The sequence below is a fragment of the Variovorax sp. OAS795 genome, from assembly GCF_040546685.1.
In the GTDB taxonomy this organism is placed as follows: domain Bacteria; phylum Pseudomonadota; class Gammaproteobacteria; order Burkholderiales; family Burkholderiaceae_C; genus Variovorax.
On the sequence record NZ_JBEPOH010000001.1, the window covers coordinates 932,284 to 951,249 of the forward strand.

General features: G+C 69.2%; 15 protein-coding genes and 1 pseudogene. 9 read left to right on the top strand and 7 right to left on the bottom strand.

The window, feature by feature from the left end; genetic code table 11:
• Window positions 1-10 precede the first annotated feature (10 nt).
• Both ABID97_RS04495 and hprK read left to right on the top strand, forming a co-directional pair.
• Window positions 11-478, top strand: a complete 468-nt coding sequence (locus ABID97_RS04495) for a PTS sugar transporter subunit IIA (RefSeq protein WP_028259098.1) — start codon at window positions 11-13, stop codon at window positions 476-478.
• Window positions 479-558: 80 nt separating this feature from the next.
• Window positions 559-1,518, top strand: coding sequence for an HPr(Ser) kinase/phosphatase (hprK, locus tag ABID97_RS04500; RefSeq protein WP_354397353.1), 960 nt, complete (start codon window positions 559-561; stop codon window positions 1,516-1,518).
• Between the two features lie 41 nt (window positions 1,519-1,559).
• Here hprK and fur read toward each other — a convergent pair whose 3' ends face one another.
• Window positions 1,560-1,979, bottom strand: coding sequence for a ferric iron uptake transcriptional regulator (gene fur / locus ABID97_RS04505; RefSeq protein ID WP_028259096.1), 420 nt, complete (start codon window positions 1,977-1,979; stop codon window positions 1,560-1,562).
• Between the two features lie 87 nt (window positions 1,980-2,066).
• Here fur and ABID97_RS04510 point away from each other — a divergent pair, with 87 nt between their 5' ends.
• The 4 genes from ABID97_RS04510 (at window position 2,067) to ABID97_RS04525 (ending at window position 4,788) form a co-directional block, all read left to right on the top strand.
• On the top strand, window positions 2,067-2,630 hold the full coding sequence (locus tag ABID97_RS04510; RefSeq protein ID WP_354397354.1) for an outer membrane protein assembly factor BamE: 564 nt from the start codon (window positions 2,067-2,069) through the stop codon (window positions 2,628-2,630).
• Window positions 2,631-2,778: 148 nt separating this feature from the next.
• Entirely contained in the window at window positions 2,779-3,579 is an 801-nt protein-coding gene (gene dapB / locus ABID97_RS04515; protein WP_354401667.1) for a 4-hydroxy-tetrahydrodipicolinate reductase, read from the top strand.
• A gap of 10 nt (window positions 3,580-3,589) precedes the next feature.
• A complete protein-coding gene (locus ABID97_RS04520) occupies window positions 3,590-4,297 on the top strand; it encodes a MotA/TolQ/ExbB proton channel family protein (protein WP_354397355.1) in 708 nt (235 codons plus the stop codon).
• Window positions 4,298-4,317: 20 nt separating this feature from the next.
• On the top strand, window positions 4,318-4,788 hold the full coding sequence (locus ABID97_RS04525) for an ExbD/TolR family protein (protein ID WP_354397356.1): 471 nt from the start codon (window positions 4,318-4,320) through the stop codon (window positions 4,786-4,788).
• Window positions 4,789-4,831: 43 nt separating this feature from the next.
• Here the strand turns inward: ABID97_RS04525 and ABID97_RS04530 are convergent, their stop codons facing one another.
• From ABID97_RS04530 to ABID97_RS04555, 6 genes and pseudogenes are all read right to left on the bottom strand, one after another.
• Window positions 4,832-7,315, bottom strand: coding sequence for a glycogen/starch/alpha-glucan phosphorylase (locus tag ABID97_RS04530; RefSeq protein ID WP_354397357.1), 2,484 nt, complete (start codon window positions 7,313-7,315; stop codon window positions 4,832-4,834).
• Between the two features lie 42 nt (window positions 7,316-7,357).
• On the bottom strand, window positions 7,358-8,842 hold the full coding sequence (gene glgA / locus ABID97_RS04535; protein ID WP_354397358.1) for a glycogen synthase GlgA: 1,485 nt from the start codon (window positions 8,840-8,842) through the stop codon (window positions 7,358-7,360).
• A 17-nt stretch (window positions 8,843-8,859) separates the two neighbouring features.
• Window positions 8,860-10,164, bottom strand: coding sequence for a glucose-1-phosphate adenylyltransferase (gene glgC, locus ABID97_RS04540; RefSeq protein ID WP_354397359.1), 1,305 nt, complete (start codon window positions 10,162-10,164; stop codon window positions 8,860-8,862).
• A 40-nt stretch (window positions 10,165-10,204) separates the two neighbouring features.
• Window positions 10,205-12,328 carry a glycogen debranching protein GlgX gene (gene glgX, locus ABID97_RS04545; RefSeq protein WP_354397360.1) on the bottom strand — a complete coding sequence of 708 codons (2,124 nt, stop codon included), beginning with the start codon at window positions 12,326-12,328 and terminating at the stop codon, window positions 10,205-10,207.
• A 4-nt stretch (window positions 12,329-12,332) separates the two neighbouring features.
• Window positions 12,333-14,504, bottom strand: coding sequence for a 1,4-alpha-glucan branching protein GlgB (gene glgB / locus ABID97_RS04550; RefSeq protein WP_354401668.1), 2,172 nt, complete (start codon window positions 14,502-14,504; stop codon window positions 12,333-12,335).
• 5 nt (window positions 14,505-14,509) lie between these two features.
• Window positions 14,510-16,199: pseudogene (locus tag ABID97_RS04555) on the bottom strand (alpha-amylase family glycosyl hydrolase).
• A 146-nt stretch (window positions 16,200-16,345) separates the two neighbouring features.
• Here ABID97_RS04555 and ABID97_RS04560 point away from each other — a divergent pair.
• Genes ABID97_RS04560 through ABID97_RS04570 form a run of 3 tightly spaced genes read left to right on the top strand, consistent with a single transcriptional unit; the run spans window position 16,346 to window position 18,963 of the window.
• Window positions 16,346-17,824, top strand: coding sequence for an FAD-dependent oxidoreductase (locus tag ABID97_RS04560; protein ID WP_354397361.1), 1,479 nt, complete (start codon window positions 16,346-16,348; stop codon window positions 17,822-17,824).
• A 30-nt stretch (window positions 17,825-17,854) separates the two neighbouring features.
• Window positions 17,855-18,376 carry a CMD domain-containing protein gene (locus ABID97_RS04565; protein ID WP_354397362.1) on the top strand — a complete coding sequence of 174 codons (522 nt, stop codon included), beginning with the start codon at window positions 17,855-17,857 and terminating at the stop codon, window positions 18,374-18,376.
• Entirely contained in the window at window positions 18,373-18,963 is a 591-nt protein-coding gene (locus tag ABID97_RS04570; protein ID WP_354397363.1) for a peroxidase-related enzyme, read from the top strand. The genes ABID97_RS04565 and ABID97_RS04570 overlap by 4 nt, the downstream gene beginning before the upstream one ends.
• The last annotated feature ends 3 nt before the right edge of the window (window positions 18,964-18,966 follow it).

Genomic DNA, 18,966 nt, shown 5'->3' on the forward strand with positions numbered 1-18,966 from the left:
CCTTCACACCATGAATCGCCTCGCGTCCATCCTGCCGCCCGCTCAAGTGCTCGTGAGCGTTGACGCTACGAGCAAGAAGCGTGCTTTCGAAGAAGCAGGCCTGCTGTTCGAAAGCCTTCATGGCCTCGGCCGCGCCCTGATCACCGACAGCCTGTTTGCGCGCGAGCGACTCGGCTCCACCGGCCTCGGCCATGGGGTCGCCATTCCGCATGGCCGCATCAAGGGCCTCAAGGCCCCCATGGCCGCGGTGTTCCAGCTGGCCAACCCCATCGGGTTCGACGCACCGGACGAACAACCCGTCGGACTGCTGATCTTCCTGCTGGTGCCCGAAGCGGCCACGCAGAAGCACCTCGAAATCCTCTCTGAAATCGCCGAACTGCTCAGCGACGCCGGCCTGCGCGAGCAGATCAAGTCGAGCAACGACGCGGCCGCGCTGCACGGACTCATTGCCAACTGGCAATCGACGCAGGTCGCGTAGCGGTGGCCGCCCCGGCAGGGCCGCTTCGCGGTATTCTGGGCTGCTCCAAATCCGGGCGCTGAGCGCCGACTCCCCTACGCATGAAGCCGACCGTCATCAGTGCCGACGCCATGTTCGAGGAATTCCGCGGGTCGCTCCGCTGGGAATGGCTCGCCGGGCTCGGCGCCTCCGAACGCCAATTCGACCCTGAAGTCATCAGCCGCGCCCAGTCGGCGGCCGACCTGGTCGGTTACCTCAATTACATCCATCCCTATCGCGTGCAGATCCTCGGGGCGCGCGAGGTGTCCTACCTGACGCGCGGCAGCCCGGAAGACTGCGCCCGGCGCATCGCCCGCATCGTGACGCTCGAGCCGCCGATGCTGGTGCTGGCCGACGGCCAGGCCGCGCCGGATGAGCTGCTGTCGATCTGCGAGCGCGCCCAGTTGCCGCTCTTTGCCACCCGGGAATCGTCGGCCTACGTGATCGACCTGCTGCGGGCCTACCTGTCCAAGCATTTCGCGGAACGCACCTCGATGCACGGGGTGTTCATGGACATCCTGGGCATGGGCGTGATGATCACCGGCGAATCGGGCCTGGGAAAGAGCGAACTCGGGCTGGAGCTGATCTCGCGCGGCAACGGCCTGGTGGCCGATGACGCGGTCGACCTCTACCGCATCAACCAGAACACCATCGAGGGGCGCTGCCCCGACCTGCTGCTCAACCTGCTCGAGGTGCGCGGCATCGGCCTGCTCGACATCCGCGCGATCTTCGGCGAGACGGCCGTGCGCCGGAAGATGCGGCTCAAGCTCATCGTGCACCTGGTGCGGCGCGACAGCTTCGAGCGCGACTACGAACGCATGCCCTCGGCGCCGCTCACGCAGGACGTGCTGGGCATCCCGGTGCGCAAGGTCATCATCCAGGTGGTGGCCGGGCGCAACATCGCCGTGCTGGTGGAAGCCGCGGTGCGCAATTCGATCCTGCAGCTGCGCGGCATCGACACCTATGCGGACTTCGTGGCGCGCCACCACAAGGCGATGGAAAACGGTCGCGACGGGGACTGAGCGGGCCGCTCCAGGCTACCGATGCGGCCGCCGCCGGGCCGCTAGCGCTTGCTGACGCAGTCGCCGCAGAGCCCGTACAGCGACATGGCGTGGTCCTGCAGGATCCAGCCCTTGTCCTTGGAAATCATCTGCTGGCGGCGCTCGATCTCGGCGTCGTAGAACTCCTCGACCTTGCCGCACGACGTGCAGATCAGGTGGTCGTGGTGCGTGCCCTCGTTGAGCTCGTAGACCGCCTTGCCGCTTTCGAAATGGCTGCGCTCCAGGATGCCGGCCTGCTCGAACTGCGTCAGCACGCGGTAGACCGTGGCCAGGCCGATGTCGGAGTGCTCGTTCAAAAGGACGCGAAACACGTCTTCGGCCGTCATGTGGCGCTGGCTGCCGGTCTGGAAGATCTCGAGGATCTTCAGGCGTGGCAATGTGGCCTTGAGGCCGGTATTCTTGAGTTCGTCGATGTTGGCCATGATGGTTCCTGCGCCCTGGGCTGCGGGTGGGCCCCAAAGGGCCAGCCGCTACAATGGCCGATCATATCGCTACCCCCTTCTCCTCCCATGCCTGCCATTCTCCAACGCCGTCCCTGGCTGCTGGCCGCGGCCGTCGCCGCGATGTTCTGCCTCGGCGCCTGCAGCGGTTTCAGCGATCGCACGCGGGGTGCGCTGTCGGCCATCACGCCCTACAAGGTCGAAGTGGTCCAGGGCAATTTCGTGTCCAAGGAACAGGTCGAGGCGCTCAAGCCCGGCATGTCGCGCCAGCAGGTGCGTGAAATCCTCGGCACCTCGCTCCTGACCGACGTCTTCCACAAGGATCGCTGGGACTACGTCTTCACGATCCGCCGCCAGGGCGTCGATCCGCAGGAACGCCGCCTGACCGTGTTCTTCAAGGGCGAGCTGCTCGACCGCTACGAAGGCGACCCGATGCCCAGCGAAGAAGAGTTCGTCGCCACGCTCGACACGCGCAAGAAGAGCGGCAAGGTCCCGCAGCTCGAAGCGTCCGAAGACGAGCTCAAGAAGTTCTCGCCCAAGGAAGGCAGCAAGAAGGCCGACGACGCCACGGCGACGGCCACCAACCTGCCGCCGCTGCCGGCCGCGTACCCCCCGCTCGAATCGGCGCGCTGAGCACGCGCCGCACGGCGAGCCGGCGAGGGCGGGCGCGCCCGCCGGGCCGGGCGGGTGCGTGCCGGTCCCCATGCCAACCATCGAAGGCTGAATCCGCGTGACTGACACCATCTCCTCTTCTTCCCTTTCAGAGTCTTCCACGCCACCCCTGCGGCGCATCGCCATCGCGGGCGCCTCGGGCCGCATGGGCCGCATGCTGGTCGAGGCGGTGCGCGAGGCGCCCGATTGCCGCCTGGCCGGCGCGCTCGACATGGCGGGCAGCAACGCCATCGGCGCCGATGCGGCTGCGTTCCTCGGCTTCACGAGCGGCGTACCCATCGTGTCCGACCTGCGCACCGGCCTGCAGGACGCACAGGTGCTGATCGACTTCACGCGGCCCGAAGGCACGCTCGCGCACCTCGCGATCTGCCGCGAACTGGGCGTGCAGGCGGTCATTGGCACCACCGGCTTCAGCGACGCGCAGAAAGCCGAGATCGCGGAGATCGCGAAAGAGATCGCTATCGTGATGTCGCCCAACATGAGCGTGGGCGTCAACGTCACCTTCAAGCTGCTCGAGATGGCCGCCAAGGCCATGTCGACCGGCTACGACATCGAGATCATCGAGGCGCACCACCGCTACAAGGTCGATGCGCCCTCGGGCACCGCGCTCAAGATGGGCGAGGTCATCGCCGACGCGCTGGGCCGCGACCTGAAGGAATGCGCCGTCTATGCGCGCGAAGGCATCACCGGCGAGCGCGATCCTTCGACCATCGGCTTCTCGGCCATCCGCGGCGGCGACATCGTGGGCGACCACACCGTGCTGTTCGCGGGCATCGGCGAGCGCATCGAGATCACCCACAAGTCGGCCAGCCGCGTCACCTACGCCCAGGGCGCGATGCGCGCCGTGCGCTTCCTGGCCGGCCAGAAGGCCGGCCTGTTCGACATGTTCGACGTGCTGGGCCTTCGCTGAACAACGAACGATGAGCGTCCTCGAACTGCTGACCCAGGGCGACGCTGTCAGCCGTTCGGTGGCTGCGCTGCTGCTCGCGATGTCGATCTCCAGCTGGGTGGTGATTCTCTGGAAAGCCTGGCTGCTGCGCGGCGGCACGCGCGACGTGCTGCGCAGCATCGCCGCGTTCTGGCAGTCGGCCACGCTCACCGATGCGGAGCAGCGGCTCAAGGCCTTCGACCGCGCCACGCTCGTGGGCCCGGCGGTGAGCGCGATCAGGCTTGCGGCAGCCGCCGATGCGGGCAGTGCCACGCTTGGCGCGACCACCGGCGACCGCAACCAGCGGCTCACGCGGGCGCTTCGCGGCGCGCTGCATGGGGCACTGCGGCGCCTGCAGTCCGGCCAGATCCTCTTGGCCACCGTCGGCGCCACCGCGCCCTTCGTTGGCCTGCTCGGCACCGTGTGGGGCATCTACGGCGCACTGTCGGGCATTGCCGGCCAGACCGGCGGCTTCACCATCGACAAGGTGGCCGGGCCCGTGGGCGAGGCCCTGGTGATGACGGCCTTCGGCCTTGCCGTGGCCATTCCGGCCGTGCTGGCCTACAACGTGTTCGGCCGCGTCATCGGCCGCATCGAGGCCGAGCTCGAAGGCTTCGCGCACGACCTGCTCGGCAGCTTCGGCAGCGCACCGGCGCCCGCGGCGCCACCACCGGCCCGTCCCATGCCGGTGTCGGCCTAGCCGAACGGAGCACCCGGAAGATGGCCTTCGGTCGCACCTCGCTGGGCAGCAGTGCCGCCGGCGGCGGGCGCGCAACGGGCGCCGGCGGGCAGCGGCCGCTGTCCGACATCAACGTGACGCCGCTGGTCGACGTGATGCTGGTGCTGCTGGTGATCTTCATCATCACCGCCCCGCTGATGGCGAGCTCGATCAAGCTCGACCTGCCGCAGACCGATGCCGGCCAGCCCAACGACACGCCAAAGTTCGTCAGCGTCTCGGTCGATGCCGCGGGCAAGGTCTTCCTCAACGACCAGGCGGTCAACGACGAAGAGCTGGCTGCCCGGCTGCAGAAAGCCGCGGCCGACAGCAAGGACACCGAAGTGCAGCTGCGCGCCGACCAGACCGTGCCCTACGGCAAGGTGGTGGCGCTGATGGGCATCGCCAACAAGGCGGGGTTGAGCCGCATCGGGTTCGTGACCGAGGCCGACGCGGCGCCGCAAAAGCCGCGCTGACCGGCCTTGCTCCTTCCCCGGAGGGGAGGGAGACAGACGAAGACTAGCCCAGCACCACCGGCTTGGTGCGCCAGATCTCGTGCGCGTACTGCGCAATGGTGCGGTCCGAAGAGAACGCGCCCATGCCCGCCACGTTCAGTATCGCCATGCGCGTCCAGGCATCCGCATCGCGGTAGAGCGCATCGACTTCGGCCTGCTTCTCGACATAGCTCGCATAGTCGGCCAGCAGCAGGTAGTGGTCGCCCCAGTTCACCAGCGCGTCGTAGATGCCCTGGTAGCGCGAAGGCTCGCCGGCCGAAAACGCGCCATCGCGGATCGCATCGAGCACGCGCTTGAGTTCAGCGTTCTCTTCGTAGATGTCGCGCGGCTGGTAGCCGTGTGCGCGGATGTCGGCCACCTCGGGCGTGGTGTTGCCGAAGATGAAGATGTTCTCGGCGCCCACGTTGTCGCGCATCTCCACGTTGGCCCCGTCGAGCGTGCCGATGGTGAGCGCACCGTTGAGCGCGAACTTCATGTTGCCGGTGCCCGAGGCCTCGGTGCCCGCGGTCGAGATCTGCTCCGAGAGGTCGGCCGACGGCATGATGATCTCGGCCAGGCTCACGCTGTAGTTGGGCAGGAACACCACCTTCAGCAGCTTGCCCACGCGCGTGTCGTTGTTGATGGTCTTCGCAACGTCGTTGATCAGCCGGATCACGAGCTTCGCCATCTGGTAGGCCGAGGCGGCCTTGCCCGCGAACACCACCACGCGCGGCACGATGTCGACCGGCGTGCCCGCCGCCTGCGCATCGAGGATGCGGTGGTAGCGCGTGATCACGTGCAGCACGTTGAGCAGCTGGCGCTTGTATTCGTGGATGCGCTTGACCTGCACGTCGAACATCGCGTCGGTGTCCAGCACGATGTCCATGTGCTGCTCCACCCAGTTGGCCAGCCGCAGCTTGTTCTCCCGCTTGGCGTGCCGGAAGGCGCGCGCGAAGGCCGGCTGCGCCGCCATTGGCCGCAGCGCCTCGAGCTGCGACAGGTCGCGCCGCCAGCCCTTGCCCAGGCGCTGGTCGAGCAGGCCTGCGAGCGGCGGGTTGGCTTGCGCGAGCCAGCGCCGCGGCGTGACGCCGTTGGTCTTGTTGTTGAAGCGCTCGGGAAAGATCCTTGCGAAGTCCGCGAAGATCGATTGCTTCATGAGCTCGGAGTGCAGGCCCGAGACGCCGTTGATCGAGTGGCTCGCGAGCACCGCCACGTAGGCCATGCGCACGCGGCGCTCGCCCGCTTCGTCCACCAGCGACAGCCGGCGCAGCAGCTCGACGTCGTTGCCCGCCTTCTGCGTCACGGCCGCGAGGAACTTCGCGTTCATGTCGTAGATGATCTGCAGGTGCCGCGGCAGGATGCGCCCGAGCATCTCCACCGGCCAGGTCTCCAGCGCCTCGTGCATCAGCGTGTGGTTGGTGTAGCTGAACACCTTCTGCGTGTGGGCCCAGGCCACGTCCCACGCCAGGCCGTGCTCGTCCAGCAGGAGGCGCATGAGCTCGGGCACCGCGAGCACCGGGTGCGTGTCGTTCAGGTGGATGCTGACCTTGTCGGCGAGCTGGTCGAAGGTCTTGTGGTTGCGCAGGTAGCGCCGCAGCAGGTCCTGCACGCTGGCGCTGCAGAAGAAATATTCCTGGTGCAGCCGCAGCTCGCGGCCCGAGGGCGTGGAGTCGTCGGGGTAGAGCACGCGCGAGACGTTTTCCGAGTGGTTCTTGCTCTCCACCGCCGCCATGTAGTTGCCGCGGTTGAAGGCCGAGAGGTCGATCTCCTCGGTGGCGCGCGCCGACCACAGCCGCAGCGTGTTGGTGGCCTGCGTGCCGTAGCCCGGGATGATGGTGTCGTAGGCCACGGCCAGCACGTCGTGCGTGTCGACCCAGTCGGCCGCGCCATAGGGTGCGTTCGCGCCCTCGCGCCTTTGCACGTGGCCGCCGAAGCGCACGCGGTAGTTCACCTCGGGCCGCTGGAACTCCCACGGGTTGCCGCGCGTGAGCCAGTAGTCGGGCGTCTCGACCTGCTGGCCTTCGACGATGCGCTGGCGGAACATGCCGTACTCGTAGCGGATGCCGTAGCCCATGCCCGGCACGCCGAGCGTGGCCATCGAATCGAGAAAACAGGCCGCGAGCCGGCCCAGGCCGCCGTTGCCCAGCGCCGCGTCGGGCTCGCGCTCGGCCAGCGCCGACATGTCGACGCCGAAGTCGGCCAGCGCGTCGCGCACGGTGTCGTACAGGTCGACCGCCAGCATCGCATTGGTGAAGGTGCGCCCGATCAGGAACTCCATCGAGAGGTAGTAGACGCGCTTCAGGTCCTGCGCATAGTTGGCGCGCGTGGTCGCCATCCAGCGCTCGACGAGCTGGTCGCGCACGGCCAGCGCGGTGGCGTTCAGCCAGTCGTCCTGGCTGGCCGCCACCGGGTCCTTGCCGACCGCATAGATCAGCTTGTTGGCAACGGCGCGCTTGAACGCGGCCACGTCGCGGTCGGGATGGTCGTAGGCGAAGTCTTTGAGGGTCATGGGCTTCGGTGCAAAGGTTGTGGTGGTGCGCCGTGGCGCAAATCAGGTGCCGGCCGGTGCCAGCGCCTGCCGGTAGACCTCGATGTAGCGGTCGGCCGCGGTGGCCCAGTCGGCGCTGCGCCGCATGGCCGTGCCGCGCACGCGCCGCCAGTCGGGCGGATGCTGGTAGAGCGCGAACGCGCGGCGCAGCGCGCGGCCGTAGTCGGCGTCGTCGAAGCGGTCGAACACGAAACCCGTGGCGTCGCCGCTGGCCATGTCCTCCAGCGTGCAGTCGACCACGGTGTCGGCCAGCCCGCCGACGCGGCGCACCAGCGGCAGGCTGCCGTACTTGAGGCCGTACATCTGCGTGAGGCCGCAGGGTTCGAAAAGAGAGGGTACCAGCGTCACGTCGCCGCCGCCGAAGAGCTGGTGCGCCAGCGTCTCGTTGTAGCCGATGGTGACGCTGACCGACTGCGGCGCCGCCGCCGCCCGCTCCCGGAAGGCGTCCTCCAGCCAGGTGTCGCCGCTGCCCAGCAAGGCCAGCTGGCCGCCCTGGGCGATCAGCGCGTCGAGCCCGCCGAGCACCAGGTGCAGGCCCTTCTGCTCGGTGAGCCGGCTCACGAGGATGAAGAGCGGCGCATCGGGGCGCTCGGCCAGGCCGAGCTGGTGCTGCAGCACCGACTTGCAGCGTGCCTTGCCGGCCATGTGGCGGCCTTCGGGCGTGTGGAAGCCCTGCATCAGCGCCGCATCGGAGGCCGGGTTCCAGACCTTGTCGTCGACCGCATTGAGGATGCCCGTGAGCACGCCGCCGCGCAGGCGCAGCAGGCCATCGAGCCCGAAGCCCTGCTCGGGCGTCTGGATCTCGCGCGCATAGGTCGGGCTCACGGTGGTCAGGCGGTCCGCATAGGAGAGGCCGCCTTTCATGAAAGACAGCTGGCCGTGGTATTCGAGCCCGTCCATGTGGAACGCCGGCGCGGGCAGGCCGAGGTCGACGAAGTTCCAGGGCGGGAAGACGCCCTGGTAGGCCAGGTTGTGCACGGTGAACACGCTGCCCACGCGGGGCGCACCGGCCTGCCGTGCGAAGTGCAGGTAGGCCGGCGCCAGGCCCGCATGCCAGTCGTGCGCATGCACGACCTCGGGCCGCCACGAGGGATCCAGGCCCTGCGCCAGCTGCGCCGCCGCCCAGCCCAGGAGCGCGAAGCGCCGGTGGTTGTCGGTGTAGGGCTGGCGCGTGGCGGCGTCTTCGTAGGGGTTGCCGGGCCGGTCGTAGAGCGCCGGCGCATCGATCACGTAGGCCAGGAGCGGCGGGTTGCCGTCGATCGCGATGCGGCCCGCGCGCAGCGCGAAGCGCTCGCCCCAGGGCGCGGCGAATTCGGCCACCGGCACCGCTTCGCCAAGGCCTGCGAGGATGGCCGGGAACCCGGGCAGCAGCACCCGCGCATCCTGGCCGGCCGCCATGAGGGCGATCGGCAACGCGCCCGCCACGTCGGCAAGGCCGCCGGTCTTGAGGAGGGGAAAAAGTTCGGCGCTGACCTGGAGTATTCGCATCGTGGAACGGTGCGGCCTCAGGCGGCCAGCCGCTTGAGCATCTCGCGCGTGACCAGCACCACGCCGGCCTCTGTGCGTTCGAAGCGCGCGGCGTCGGCCTCGGCGTCCTCGCCGATCACCATTTCGTCCGGGATCACGCAGCCGCGGTCGATCACCACGCGGTTCAGCTTGCAGGCGCGGCCGACTTCCACATCGGGCAGCAGCACGGCTTCGTTGATCTCGCAGAACGAGTGGATGCGCACGCCCGAGAACAGCACCGAGCTGCTGACCTTGGAGCCCGAGACGATGCAGCCGCCCGAGACGATGGTGTTGACCGTCATGCCGTGCTTGCCGTCCCGGTCGAGCACGAACTTGGCCGGCGGCAGTTGCCGCTGGTAGGTCCAGATGGGCCAGTCTGTGTCATAGATGTCGAGTTCGGGGGTGATCGAGGCCAGATCGAGGTTGGCTGCCCAGAATGCATCAATCGTGCCCACGTCGCGCCAGTAGGCCTTGGCGCCCGGCCCGCGCGAGGCCCGCGTGACGCACGACATGCCGAAGGGATGCGCCAGCGCGCGGCCCTGCGCCACGGCGCGCGGAATGATGTCCTTGCCGAAGTCGTGGCTCGAATCCGGGTTGATGGCGTCTTCCTCGAGCAGCTGGTAGAGGTACTCGGAATCGAACACGTAGATGCCCATGCTGGCCAGCGCCACGTCGGGGTGGCCCGGCATGGCGGGCGGATCGGCCGGCTTTTCGAGGAAGGCGGTGATCTGGCGGTCGTCATCGATGGCCATCACGCCGAAGGCCGTGGCTTCCATGCGCGGCACCTCGATGCAGCCGACGGTGCAGCCCAGGCCGCGCTCGGCATGGTCCTTGACCATGATCGAGTAGTCCATCTTGTAGATGTGGTCGCCCGCCAGAACCACCACGTAGTCGTGCTTGGTGGAGCGCGTCTGGATGATGTCCAGGTTCTGGAACACCGCATCGGCCGTGCCGCGGTACCAGTGCTCGTCGCCGGTGCGCTGCTGCGCGGGCAGCACGTCGACCATTTCGTTGAGCTCGGCGCGCAAAAAGCTCCAGCCGCGCTGCAGGTGGCGCATGAGCGAGTGCGACTTGTACTGCGTGACCACCGCCATGCGACGGATGCCCGAGTTCAGGCAGTTCGAGAGCGCGAAGTCGATGATGCGGAACTTGCCGCCGAAGTACACCGCCGGCTTGGCGCGCCGGTCGGTCAGCTGCTTGAGCCGGGAGCCGCGTCCGCCGGCCAGCACCAGCGCGATGGTGCGGCGGACCAGTTGATGCGCCTGCAGGGAGGCCTGCGGCGTGGTGCTGCTGTCGTTGTCCATCATGTGTCTCCGTTCGTTCTTCGGTTCGTTCGGTTCGTCGTCAGGGTTCCGCGACCAGCCTAGCACCGCGCTGCGCGGCTGGCGCCTGCATTCTTGCAATCCAGAGGCTCGAGCGAGGGACTTCCACGACGCCGGTGCGTGCCGCCGGCGGGGCGGTGCCGGGGTCCAGCGCCGGATCGCTCGCGAGGCGGCACTGCCAGGCACCCGCGGGCAGCGCGAAAGAAACCGCCTCTGCCCCCGCGTTCACCAGCACCAGCCAGTCGCCCTCGTTCCCCGGCGCAGCGCCGAAAAGGATTGCAAGGGCCGTGCCGCCGTGCCAGTCGCCGGCCTGCATCGGTCCGCCGTCCGGCCGCAGCCAGTGGATGCCGGCCGCGCCCTCCGGCGCTTCGGCCGGCCACCAGCGCGTGCTGCGCAGCGCCGGCGCTTCCCGGCGCAACGCGGCAAGCCGGGCCACGAAGGCGCCCAGCTGCGCCGCTTCGCTGCCCGGTTCCTGGGCGCCGATCCACGCGAGCCAGGTGGTCTCGTTGTCCTGGCAATAGGCATTGTTGTTGCCCTGCTGGCTGTGGCCGAGCTCGTCGCCGGCCAGCAGCATGGGCGTGCCCTGGGAGAGCAGCAACACGGCGAGCAGCGCGCGCTGCAGCCGGGTGCGCCCGGCCTGCACGGCGGGGTCGTCGCTCGGGCCTTCGACGCCGCAGTTGTTGCCCAGGTTGTGGGCATGGCCGTCGCGGTTGTCCTCGCCGTTGGCGAGGTTGTGCCGCTCCTCGTAGCTGAGCAGGTCGCGCAGAGTGAAGCCGTCGTGCGCGGTGATGAAGTTGACGCTGGCCGTGGGCGCACGGCCATGGTGGGCGAACTGCGCGCTCGATGCGGTGAAGCGGTGCGCGAAATCGCCGAGACCCGCGGCGCCGTCGCGCCCTTGCCGCAGCCAGAAGCCGCGCTGCGTATCGCGGTAGCGGTCGTTCCATTCGAGCCAGCCCGGCGGGAATTCGCCCAGCCGGTAGCCGCCCGGCCCGATGTCCCAGGGCTCCGCGACCAGCAGCGTGCGCGACAGCACCGGGTCTTGCGCCACGGCCGCGAAGAAGGGCGCGCGCGGATCGAAGCCGCCGTCGGCGCCGCGTCCCAGCACCGGCGCAAGGTCGAAGCGGAAGCCGTCGACCCCGAGCGCGGAGGTCCAGTGGCGCAGGCTGTCCATCACCAGCTGCAGCACGCGCGGCTCGGCCAGGTCGAGGCAATTGCCGCAGCCGGTCCAGTTGGCGTAGAGCGTGCGGTCGTCGGGGCGCAGGTGGTAGTACAGCGCGTTGTCGATGCCGCGCAGCGACAGCGTGGGGCCGAACTCGTCGGTCTCGGCGCTGTGGTTGTAGACCACGTCGATCACCAGCTCCATGCCGCGCGCATGCACCGCGTCGGCCATGGCACGGAACTCGCTCGCCGGCGTGGTGCCGGCGCGGCCGCTCCAGTAGCGCGCCTCGGGAGCGAACCAGCCGATGGTGTTGTAGCCCCAGTAGTTGCTGAGGCCCATGGCCAGCAGCCGCTGTTCGTCCGCGCGATGCTGCACTGGCATCAGGCTCAGCGTGGTGACACCCAGGCGCTGCAGGTGGTCGAGCACCACGGGCTCGGCGAGGCCTGCATAAGTGCCGCGCAGGGCGGCGGGCACGCCGGGGTGCAGGCGCGTCTGCCCGCGCACGTGCAGCTCGTACAGGACGCGGTCGCCGGCTGCGATGCGGGCATGGCCCGGCACCGCCGCAGCGCCGCCGGGCGCCGCCACGCGCGCCTTGAGCGCCACGGCGCCGTTGTCGCGCGTGTTGCGCTGCGCGGGGTCGGCCGGATCGTGCCCGAGGAACAGGTCGCTGCCGTCGTAGGTGCCGACGATCTCGCGCGCATACGGATCGAGCAGCACGCGGGCTGCGTTGAAGCGGTGTCCCTCGTGCGGCGCCCACGGGCCGTGCACGCGGTAGCCATAGACCAGCCCGGCGCGCCCGCCCGGCAGCAGGCCGTGCCAGACGCCGTCGGTGAAGGCGGGCAGCCGGATGCGTTGCTGCTCGTGCCGGCCGGTGCTGTCGAACAGGCAGAGTTCGACGGCCTCGGCGTTCGGCGCGGCCAGCGCGAAGTTCACCCCGCCCGGGGTGATCGACGCGCCAAGAGGGAGGGGAGAACCTGCGCCCAGCATCGCGTCAGGCCAGCACCCACAGCACGGTGGCCAGCGGCGGCACGTCGATGGCAATCGAATGCTCCTTGCCGTGCCACGGAACCGGCGCGCTCTGCACCACGCCATTGCCCATGCCGCTGCCGCCGTAGACGGCGCCATCGGTGTTGATGGCTTCGCGGTAGGCGCCCGCGGCGGGCACCCCGAGCTTGTAGCCGTGCCGCGGCAGCGGCGTGAAATTGCACACCGCCACCACGAAGGAGCCGTCGCGCGCCTTTCGCACGAAGGCGAACACCGACTGCTGCGCGTCGTCGTGCACGATCCATTCGAAGCCGGAACGTTCGGTGTCCAGTTCGTACAGCGCGCGGAAGTGGCGGTACACGTTGTTGAGGTCGCGCACCAGCCGCCGCACGCCCTGGTGCGAGGCAAGCTCGAGCAGGTGCCAGTCGAGGCTGCGGTCGGCGTTCCATTCCGCGCCCTGCGCGAATTCGCCGCCCATGAACAGCAGCTTCTTGCCGGGATAGGCCCAGAGGTAGCCGTACAGGTTGCGCAGCCCCGCGAACTTCTGCCACTCGTCGCCCGGCATGCGCCCCAGCATCGAGCCCTTGCCGTGCACCACTTCGTCGTGCGAGAGCGGCAGCACGAAGTTCTCGCTGTGCGCATACATCAGGCCGAAGGTGATCTGCTGGTGATGGTGCTTGCGGTGCACGGGGTCGATGCCCGCGTAGGCCAGCGTATCGTTCATCCAGCCCATGTTCCACTTGTAGTGGAAGCCCAGCCCGCCGTCCTCGGGCGGGCGCGTCACGCCGGGGAAACTGGTCGACTCCTCGGCCAGCGTCACGGCGCCCGGACGTTCGACGCCCACCACGTGGTTCATGCGCCGCAGGAATTCGATGGCCTCGAGGTTCTCGCGCCCGCCATGCACGTTGGGCACCCATTCGCCGGGCTTGCGGCTGTAGTCGCGGTACAGCATGGAAGCCACCGCATCGACGCGCAGGCCGTCCACCCCATAGCGCTCGAGCCAGTACAGCGCATTGCCGACCAGGTAGTTGCGCACCTCCGTGCGGCCGTAGTTGAAGATGAGCGTCTTCCAGTCGTTATGGAAGCCTTCGCGCGGATCGGCGTATTCGTACAGCGCGGTGCCGTCGAAGCGGCCCAGGCCATGCGCATCGGTGGGAAAGTGCGCGGGCACCCAGTCGAGGATCACGCCCAGCCCCGCCGCATGCGCGGTCTCGACCAGGTGCCGGAAGTCGCCGGGCGTTCCGAAGCGCGAGGTGGGTGCATACAGGCCGATGGGCTGGTAGCCCCACGAACCATCGAAGGGATGCTCGCTGACCGGCAGCAGCTCGATGTGCGTGAAGCCCATGTCGCGCGCATAGGGCACGAGCTGGTCGGCCAGCTCGCGGTAGTCCAGCCATTCGTGGCCGTTCTTGCGCCGCCACGAGCCCAGGTGCACTTCGTAGATGCTCATCGGGGCGTGGCGGCCGTTGGCAATGGCCCGCTCGGGCGGCATGGCCACCGGCGCGGGCAGCGGCGCCACCACGCAGGCGGTGTCGGGCCGCAGGCGCGCCGAGAAGGCGAAGGGGTCGGCCTTGCGCAGCACCTCGCCCTCGGCCGAGAGAATTTCGAATTCGTAGCTGTCGCCCGTGGCCACCTGGGGCGCGAAGATTTCCCACACGCCGCATTCGCGGCGCAGCCGCATCATGTGGCGGCGGCCGTCCCAGTTGTTGAAGTCGCCGACCACCGACACGCGCCGCGCATTGGGCGCCCAGACCGCGAAGGCCACGCCCTTCACGCCATCGATCTCGCGCAGGTGCGCGCCCAGCCGCTCCCAGGGCCGCAGGTGCGTGCCCTCGGCCAGCAGCCACACGTCGGTGTCGCCGAGCACGAAGGGGAAGCGGTACGGGTCTTCGAGCCGCGAGGTGTGCGTGCCCCAGTCGACCTGGAACGAATAGCCCAGCAGCGCCTCGGCCGCCGGCACCAGGCCCGCGAACAGGTCGGAGCCCTCCTGCCGCGTCAGCATGGCCAGCGGCCAGCCCGTGCGCGTGTGCATCACCGCCACGCTCTGCGCCCCGGGCAGCAGCGCCCGCACCTGCAGCCCGTCGCGGGTCTCATGGGGGCCGAGCACCGCGAACGGGTCGCCATGCTCGGCGCGCATCAGCGCATCGACTTCGCGTTCGGGCAGCAGCATCGGGGGCATGTTCGTCACATCCGTTCTCGTTCTTCTTCGCCGGCAGGTCGACCGAAAAAGACGCCGTACGGCGCCAGCCTCAGCATGCGCCTTTTTCCGTCGCCGGCCTGCACGCGCGCGTCGGCGGAGGGCGCGTGCGGATGTCCCGGCAGGGCCTCGAGCGGTTCGCGCAGCGTGACCGAGACCGACGCGTCCCCGAGGTTGAAGAGGGCCTGCAGCGACTGGTTTCCGTCGCGGCGCTCGAACCACAGCACCGGCTCTGGCGCATCGAAGAAGGCGATGCTGCCGGTGCGCAGCAGCGGCTGTCCGCGGCGCCAGCGCAGCAGCGCGCGGCTGAACACGAGCATCGAATCGGGGTCGCTGGCCTGGCGGTCGACGGCCAGCGGCAGGTGCCGGCCGTGGACCGGCAGCCAGGGCCCGCCGGTGGTGAAGCCGGCATGCAGCTCGTCGGCCTTCCACGGCATGGGCGTGCGGCAGCCGTCGCGGCCCTTGAATTCGGGCCAGAACGCGCGGCCGTACGGGTCCTGCAGCAGTTCGAACGGCACCTCGGCCTCCGGCAGGCCGAGTTCCTCGCCCTGGTAGATGCTGGCGCTGCCGCGCAGCGTGAGCAGCAGCGAGAGCCAGAGCCGGTCGCGCCGGGTGTCTTCGGGCGCGCCGCCGCTCCAGCGCGTGGCCACGCGCGGCACGTCGTGGTTCGACACCGCCCAGCAGCCCCAGCCGCCGGTGGGCGCGAGCGCGGCGTCCAGCGTCTCGACCTGGTGGCGCAGGTGCCGGGCGCTGTGCTCGGCGGTCAGCAGGCTGAAGCTGTAGGCCAGGTGCAGGCGCTTGCCCAGCTCGGTGTACTGGGCCATGACCGGCGGCGCATTCTCGTCGCCCACCTCGCCGAGCGCGACCGCGCCGTAGCCGTCGAGGAGCCTGCGCAGGCTTTCCAGGAAGGCCAGGTTCTCCATCTGGCTCTTGTCGTACAGGTGCTGCTGCATGGCGTACGGGTTGTCGGGCCGGACGGTGCTCACTTCATCGACCAGCGTGGCGCTGGCCGGCGGGTTGTCGCGCAGCAGCGCGTCGTGAAACTGGTGGTTGCAGGCGTCGAAGCGGAAGCCGTCCACGCCGCGCTCGCACCAGAAGCGCACTTCGCCCAGCAGGGCTTCCTGCACCTGGGCGCAATGGAAGTTCAGGTCGGGCTGTTCCTTGAGGAAGCTGTGCAGGTAGTACTGGCGGCGCCGCGAATCCCATTGCCAGGGCCGGGCCGCCGAACACCGAGAGCCAGTTGGTGGGCGGCGTGCCGTCGGGCCGCGGGTCGGCCCACACGTACCAGTCGGCCTTGGGGTTGTCGCGGCTCGATCGGCTCTCGGTGAACCACGCGTGCTGGTCGGACGTGTGCGAGAGCACCTGGTCGATGATGATCTTCAGGCCGAGCGAATGGGCGCGCGCCAGCATCTCGTCGAAATCGCCCAGTGTGCCGAAGATCGGATCGACGTCGCGGTAGTCGGCCACGTCGTAGCCGAAGTCCTTCATCGGCGAACGGAAGAAGGGCGACACCCAGATCGCATCGACCCCCAGGCCCGCGACGTGCTCGAGCCGGGAGGTGATGCCGGGAAGGTCGCCGATCCCATCGCCGTTGCTGTCCATGAAGCTGCGCGGGTAGATCTGGTAGATCACCGCGCCGCGCCACCATTCGCTGTTGCTGCCGTGATTGCTGCGCATGCTGCCCTTGTGGTCTGAAAATCATTGTGGCATGCGAGATCCGGGCCCGATCCATGCAAGGCCCGCGGGCGCGCCCCGAAAAGCTTTCTACACTGGGCACGGGTCCACGCCTGTGAACCCTGGCTTCCAGTTCCCGTTTCCGCAAGATGACCACCGATTCCGCTTCCTCCGCACTGTCCTCTTCGCCGGAAGGCCTTGCCGCGCTCGAGCGGCGGCTCGCCAGGGACCTGGAATGCCTCGGCTGGCCCGCGCGCGCCTGGATGCCCGTTCGCACGCACGCCGGCGAACCGGTGCTCGACGTGGCCATCATCGGCGGCGGGCAGGCCGGGTTGGCGGCGGCCGCGGCCCTGGCGCAGCAAGGCATCCGGGCGGTGGTGTTCGACCGCGCGCCCGCGGGCTCCGAAGGTCCGTGGGCCACCACGGCGCGCATGGAAACCCTGCGTTCCCCGAAGGAACTCACCGGCCCGGCGCTGGGCCTGCCCGCGCTGACCTTCCGCGCCTGGTTCGAAGCCCAGTTCGGCGCCGACGCCTGGGCCCGGCTGGACAAGATCCCGCGCCTGCAGTGGATGGACTACCTGGCCTGGTACCGCCGCGTGATGAACGTGGACGTGCGCAACGATACGGCGGTCACCGCGATGCTTCCGCTGCCCGATGCCGCGCTGGTGCGGCTCGGCCTGCGCACGCCCGCCGGGGCGCAGCAGGTGCTGGCGCGCCGCGTGGTCCTGGCCACGGGCCGCGACGGCCTCGGCGGCCCGGCCGTTCCAGCCTTCGTCGACGCGCTGCCGCGCGCGCAGTGGGCGCACTCGTCCGACGCCATGGACTACACCCGGCTGGCCGGGCTGCGCGTGGGCGTGATCGGCGCGGGCTCGTCGGCCATGGACAGCGCGGCCACCGCGCTCGAATGCGGCGCGCACAGCGTCGAACTGCTGATCCGCCGGCCCGACCTGCCGCGCGTCAACAAGGGCAAGGGCGCCGGCGTGCCGGGCCTGACGCAGGGCCACTACGACCTGCCCGATGCGCTCAAGTGGCGCATCCGCCACTACATCAACGTGGCCAACGTGCCGCCGCCGCATGGCAGCACGCTGCGTGTCTCGCGGTTTGCGAACGCGTTCTTCAACTTCGGCTGCCCGGTGCTCTCGATCGAGCCCGAAGGGACGTCGTCGATGCGCGTGGCCACGCCCAGGGGCGAGTTCGTGTTCGATTTCCTGATTGTTTCGACCGGTTTCAAGGTCGACTGGAACAGCCGCCCCGAATTCGACGCCATCGCGGCGCACGTGCGCACATGGAAGGACCGCTTCGCCCCCGCGCCCGGCGACGAGGACCAGGAGCTGGCCGACTCGCCCGACCTCGGGCCCGTGTTCGAATTCCAGCAGCGCGCGCCAGGCGAATGCCCCGGGCTCGAACGCATCCATTGCTTCTGCTACCCGGCGGCGCTGTCGCACGGCACGGTGTCGGGCGACATTCCCGCGATCAGCGAAGGCGCCAGGCGGCTTGCGAGCGGCATGGCCAGCCTGTTCTACCGCGAAGACTTCGAGCACCACTTCGCCAACCTCGAGGCGTACAGCGAGCCCGAACTGTTCGGCGACGAATGGACGCCCGCGCCGCCGCCCTCCGAGCGCAGCTGAGCGGCAAACCCTCACTTTTTCCTGGAACGCATGACAACTCTCAACGACACATCCTCACGGCCCGACGTGATCGACGCCACGGTGCCCCTGGCGCCCACGCAGGCCACCCGCGCGCTGCGACTGCAGCGCGACAAGGTCATGGCCGCCACGCAGGGCAGCTACGACGCCATGTTCTCGCCCTCGGTCGAGGGCCTGCCGGTCACCGAGCGCCTGCTGGTCGCGCTGCACGCCTGCAGCGTCTCCAGGGCCGCGACGCTGGCCGCGCACTACCGCGAGCGATTGCTGGCCGAAGGCGCGGAGCGCGAACTGGTCGCGGCCGTGGGAAGCGGCGCCCCGGTGGCGGATGCGCGCCTGCGCACCGTGCTGGCATTCACCGCCAGCCTCATCGAGCGGCCCATCGACGGCGACAAGGCGGCGGTCGACGCGCTGGCCGAGGCGGGGCTTTCGACACCCGCCATCGTCGCGCTCGGCCAGCTGATCGCCTTCCTGTCCTACCAGATACGCCTGGTCGCCGGTCTTCAGGCGCTCGCGGCTGCGGAGGTGTCGCAATGACCACGCCGATCCGCATCAAGGGCTTCACCAACGAGGTGCTGGGCTGGAAGCCGTGGCTCGACCCGGTGGAGGTCGCCACGGCCACGCCGGCGCAGCTGGCGGCACTGGACGAGATGAGCCCGCAGGCGCGCACCTCGCCTTACTTCCTGGTGCTGGCGCACCAGCCCGAGATGCTGCTGCAGCGCTCCATCGCCTTCAATGCGATCATGTTCGCGCCCGGCGGCATGCCGCGCGCCGAACGCGAGCTGGGCGCCACGGTGGAATCGCGCGTCAACGGCTGCGTGTACTGCGCCTCGGTGCATGCGCAGCGCTTCGAGCAGCTTGCCAAGCGCAGCGACGTGATCTCGCAGGTGTTCGAGGAGCCGGCCTCCGCAGGCACCACGGCGCGCGAGAAGGCGATCGTCGAGTTCTCGATCCGCCTCGGCGCCGAGCCCGGCAAGGTGTCGGCCGACGATGTCCGGATGCTGAAGGAGGTCGGGCTCACCGAGCTCGAGATCCTCGACCTGATCCATTCGGTGGCGCTCTTTGCCTGGGCCAACCGGCTGATGCTCAACCTTGGCGAGCCGGTCTTTCCGCCGGCCGCCTGAGCG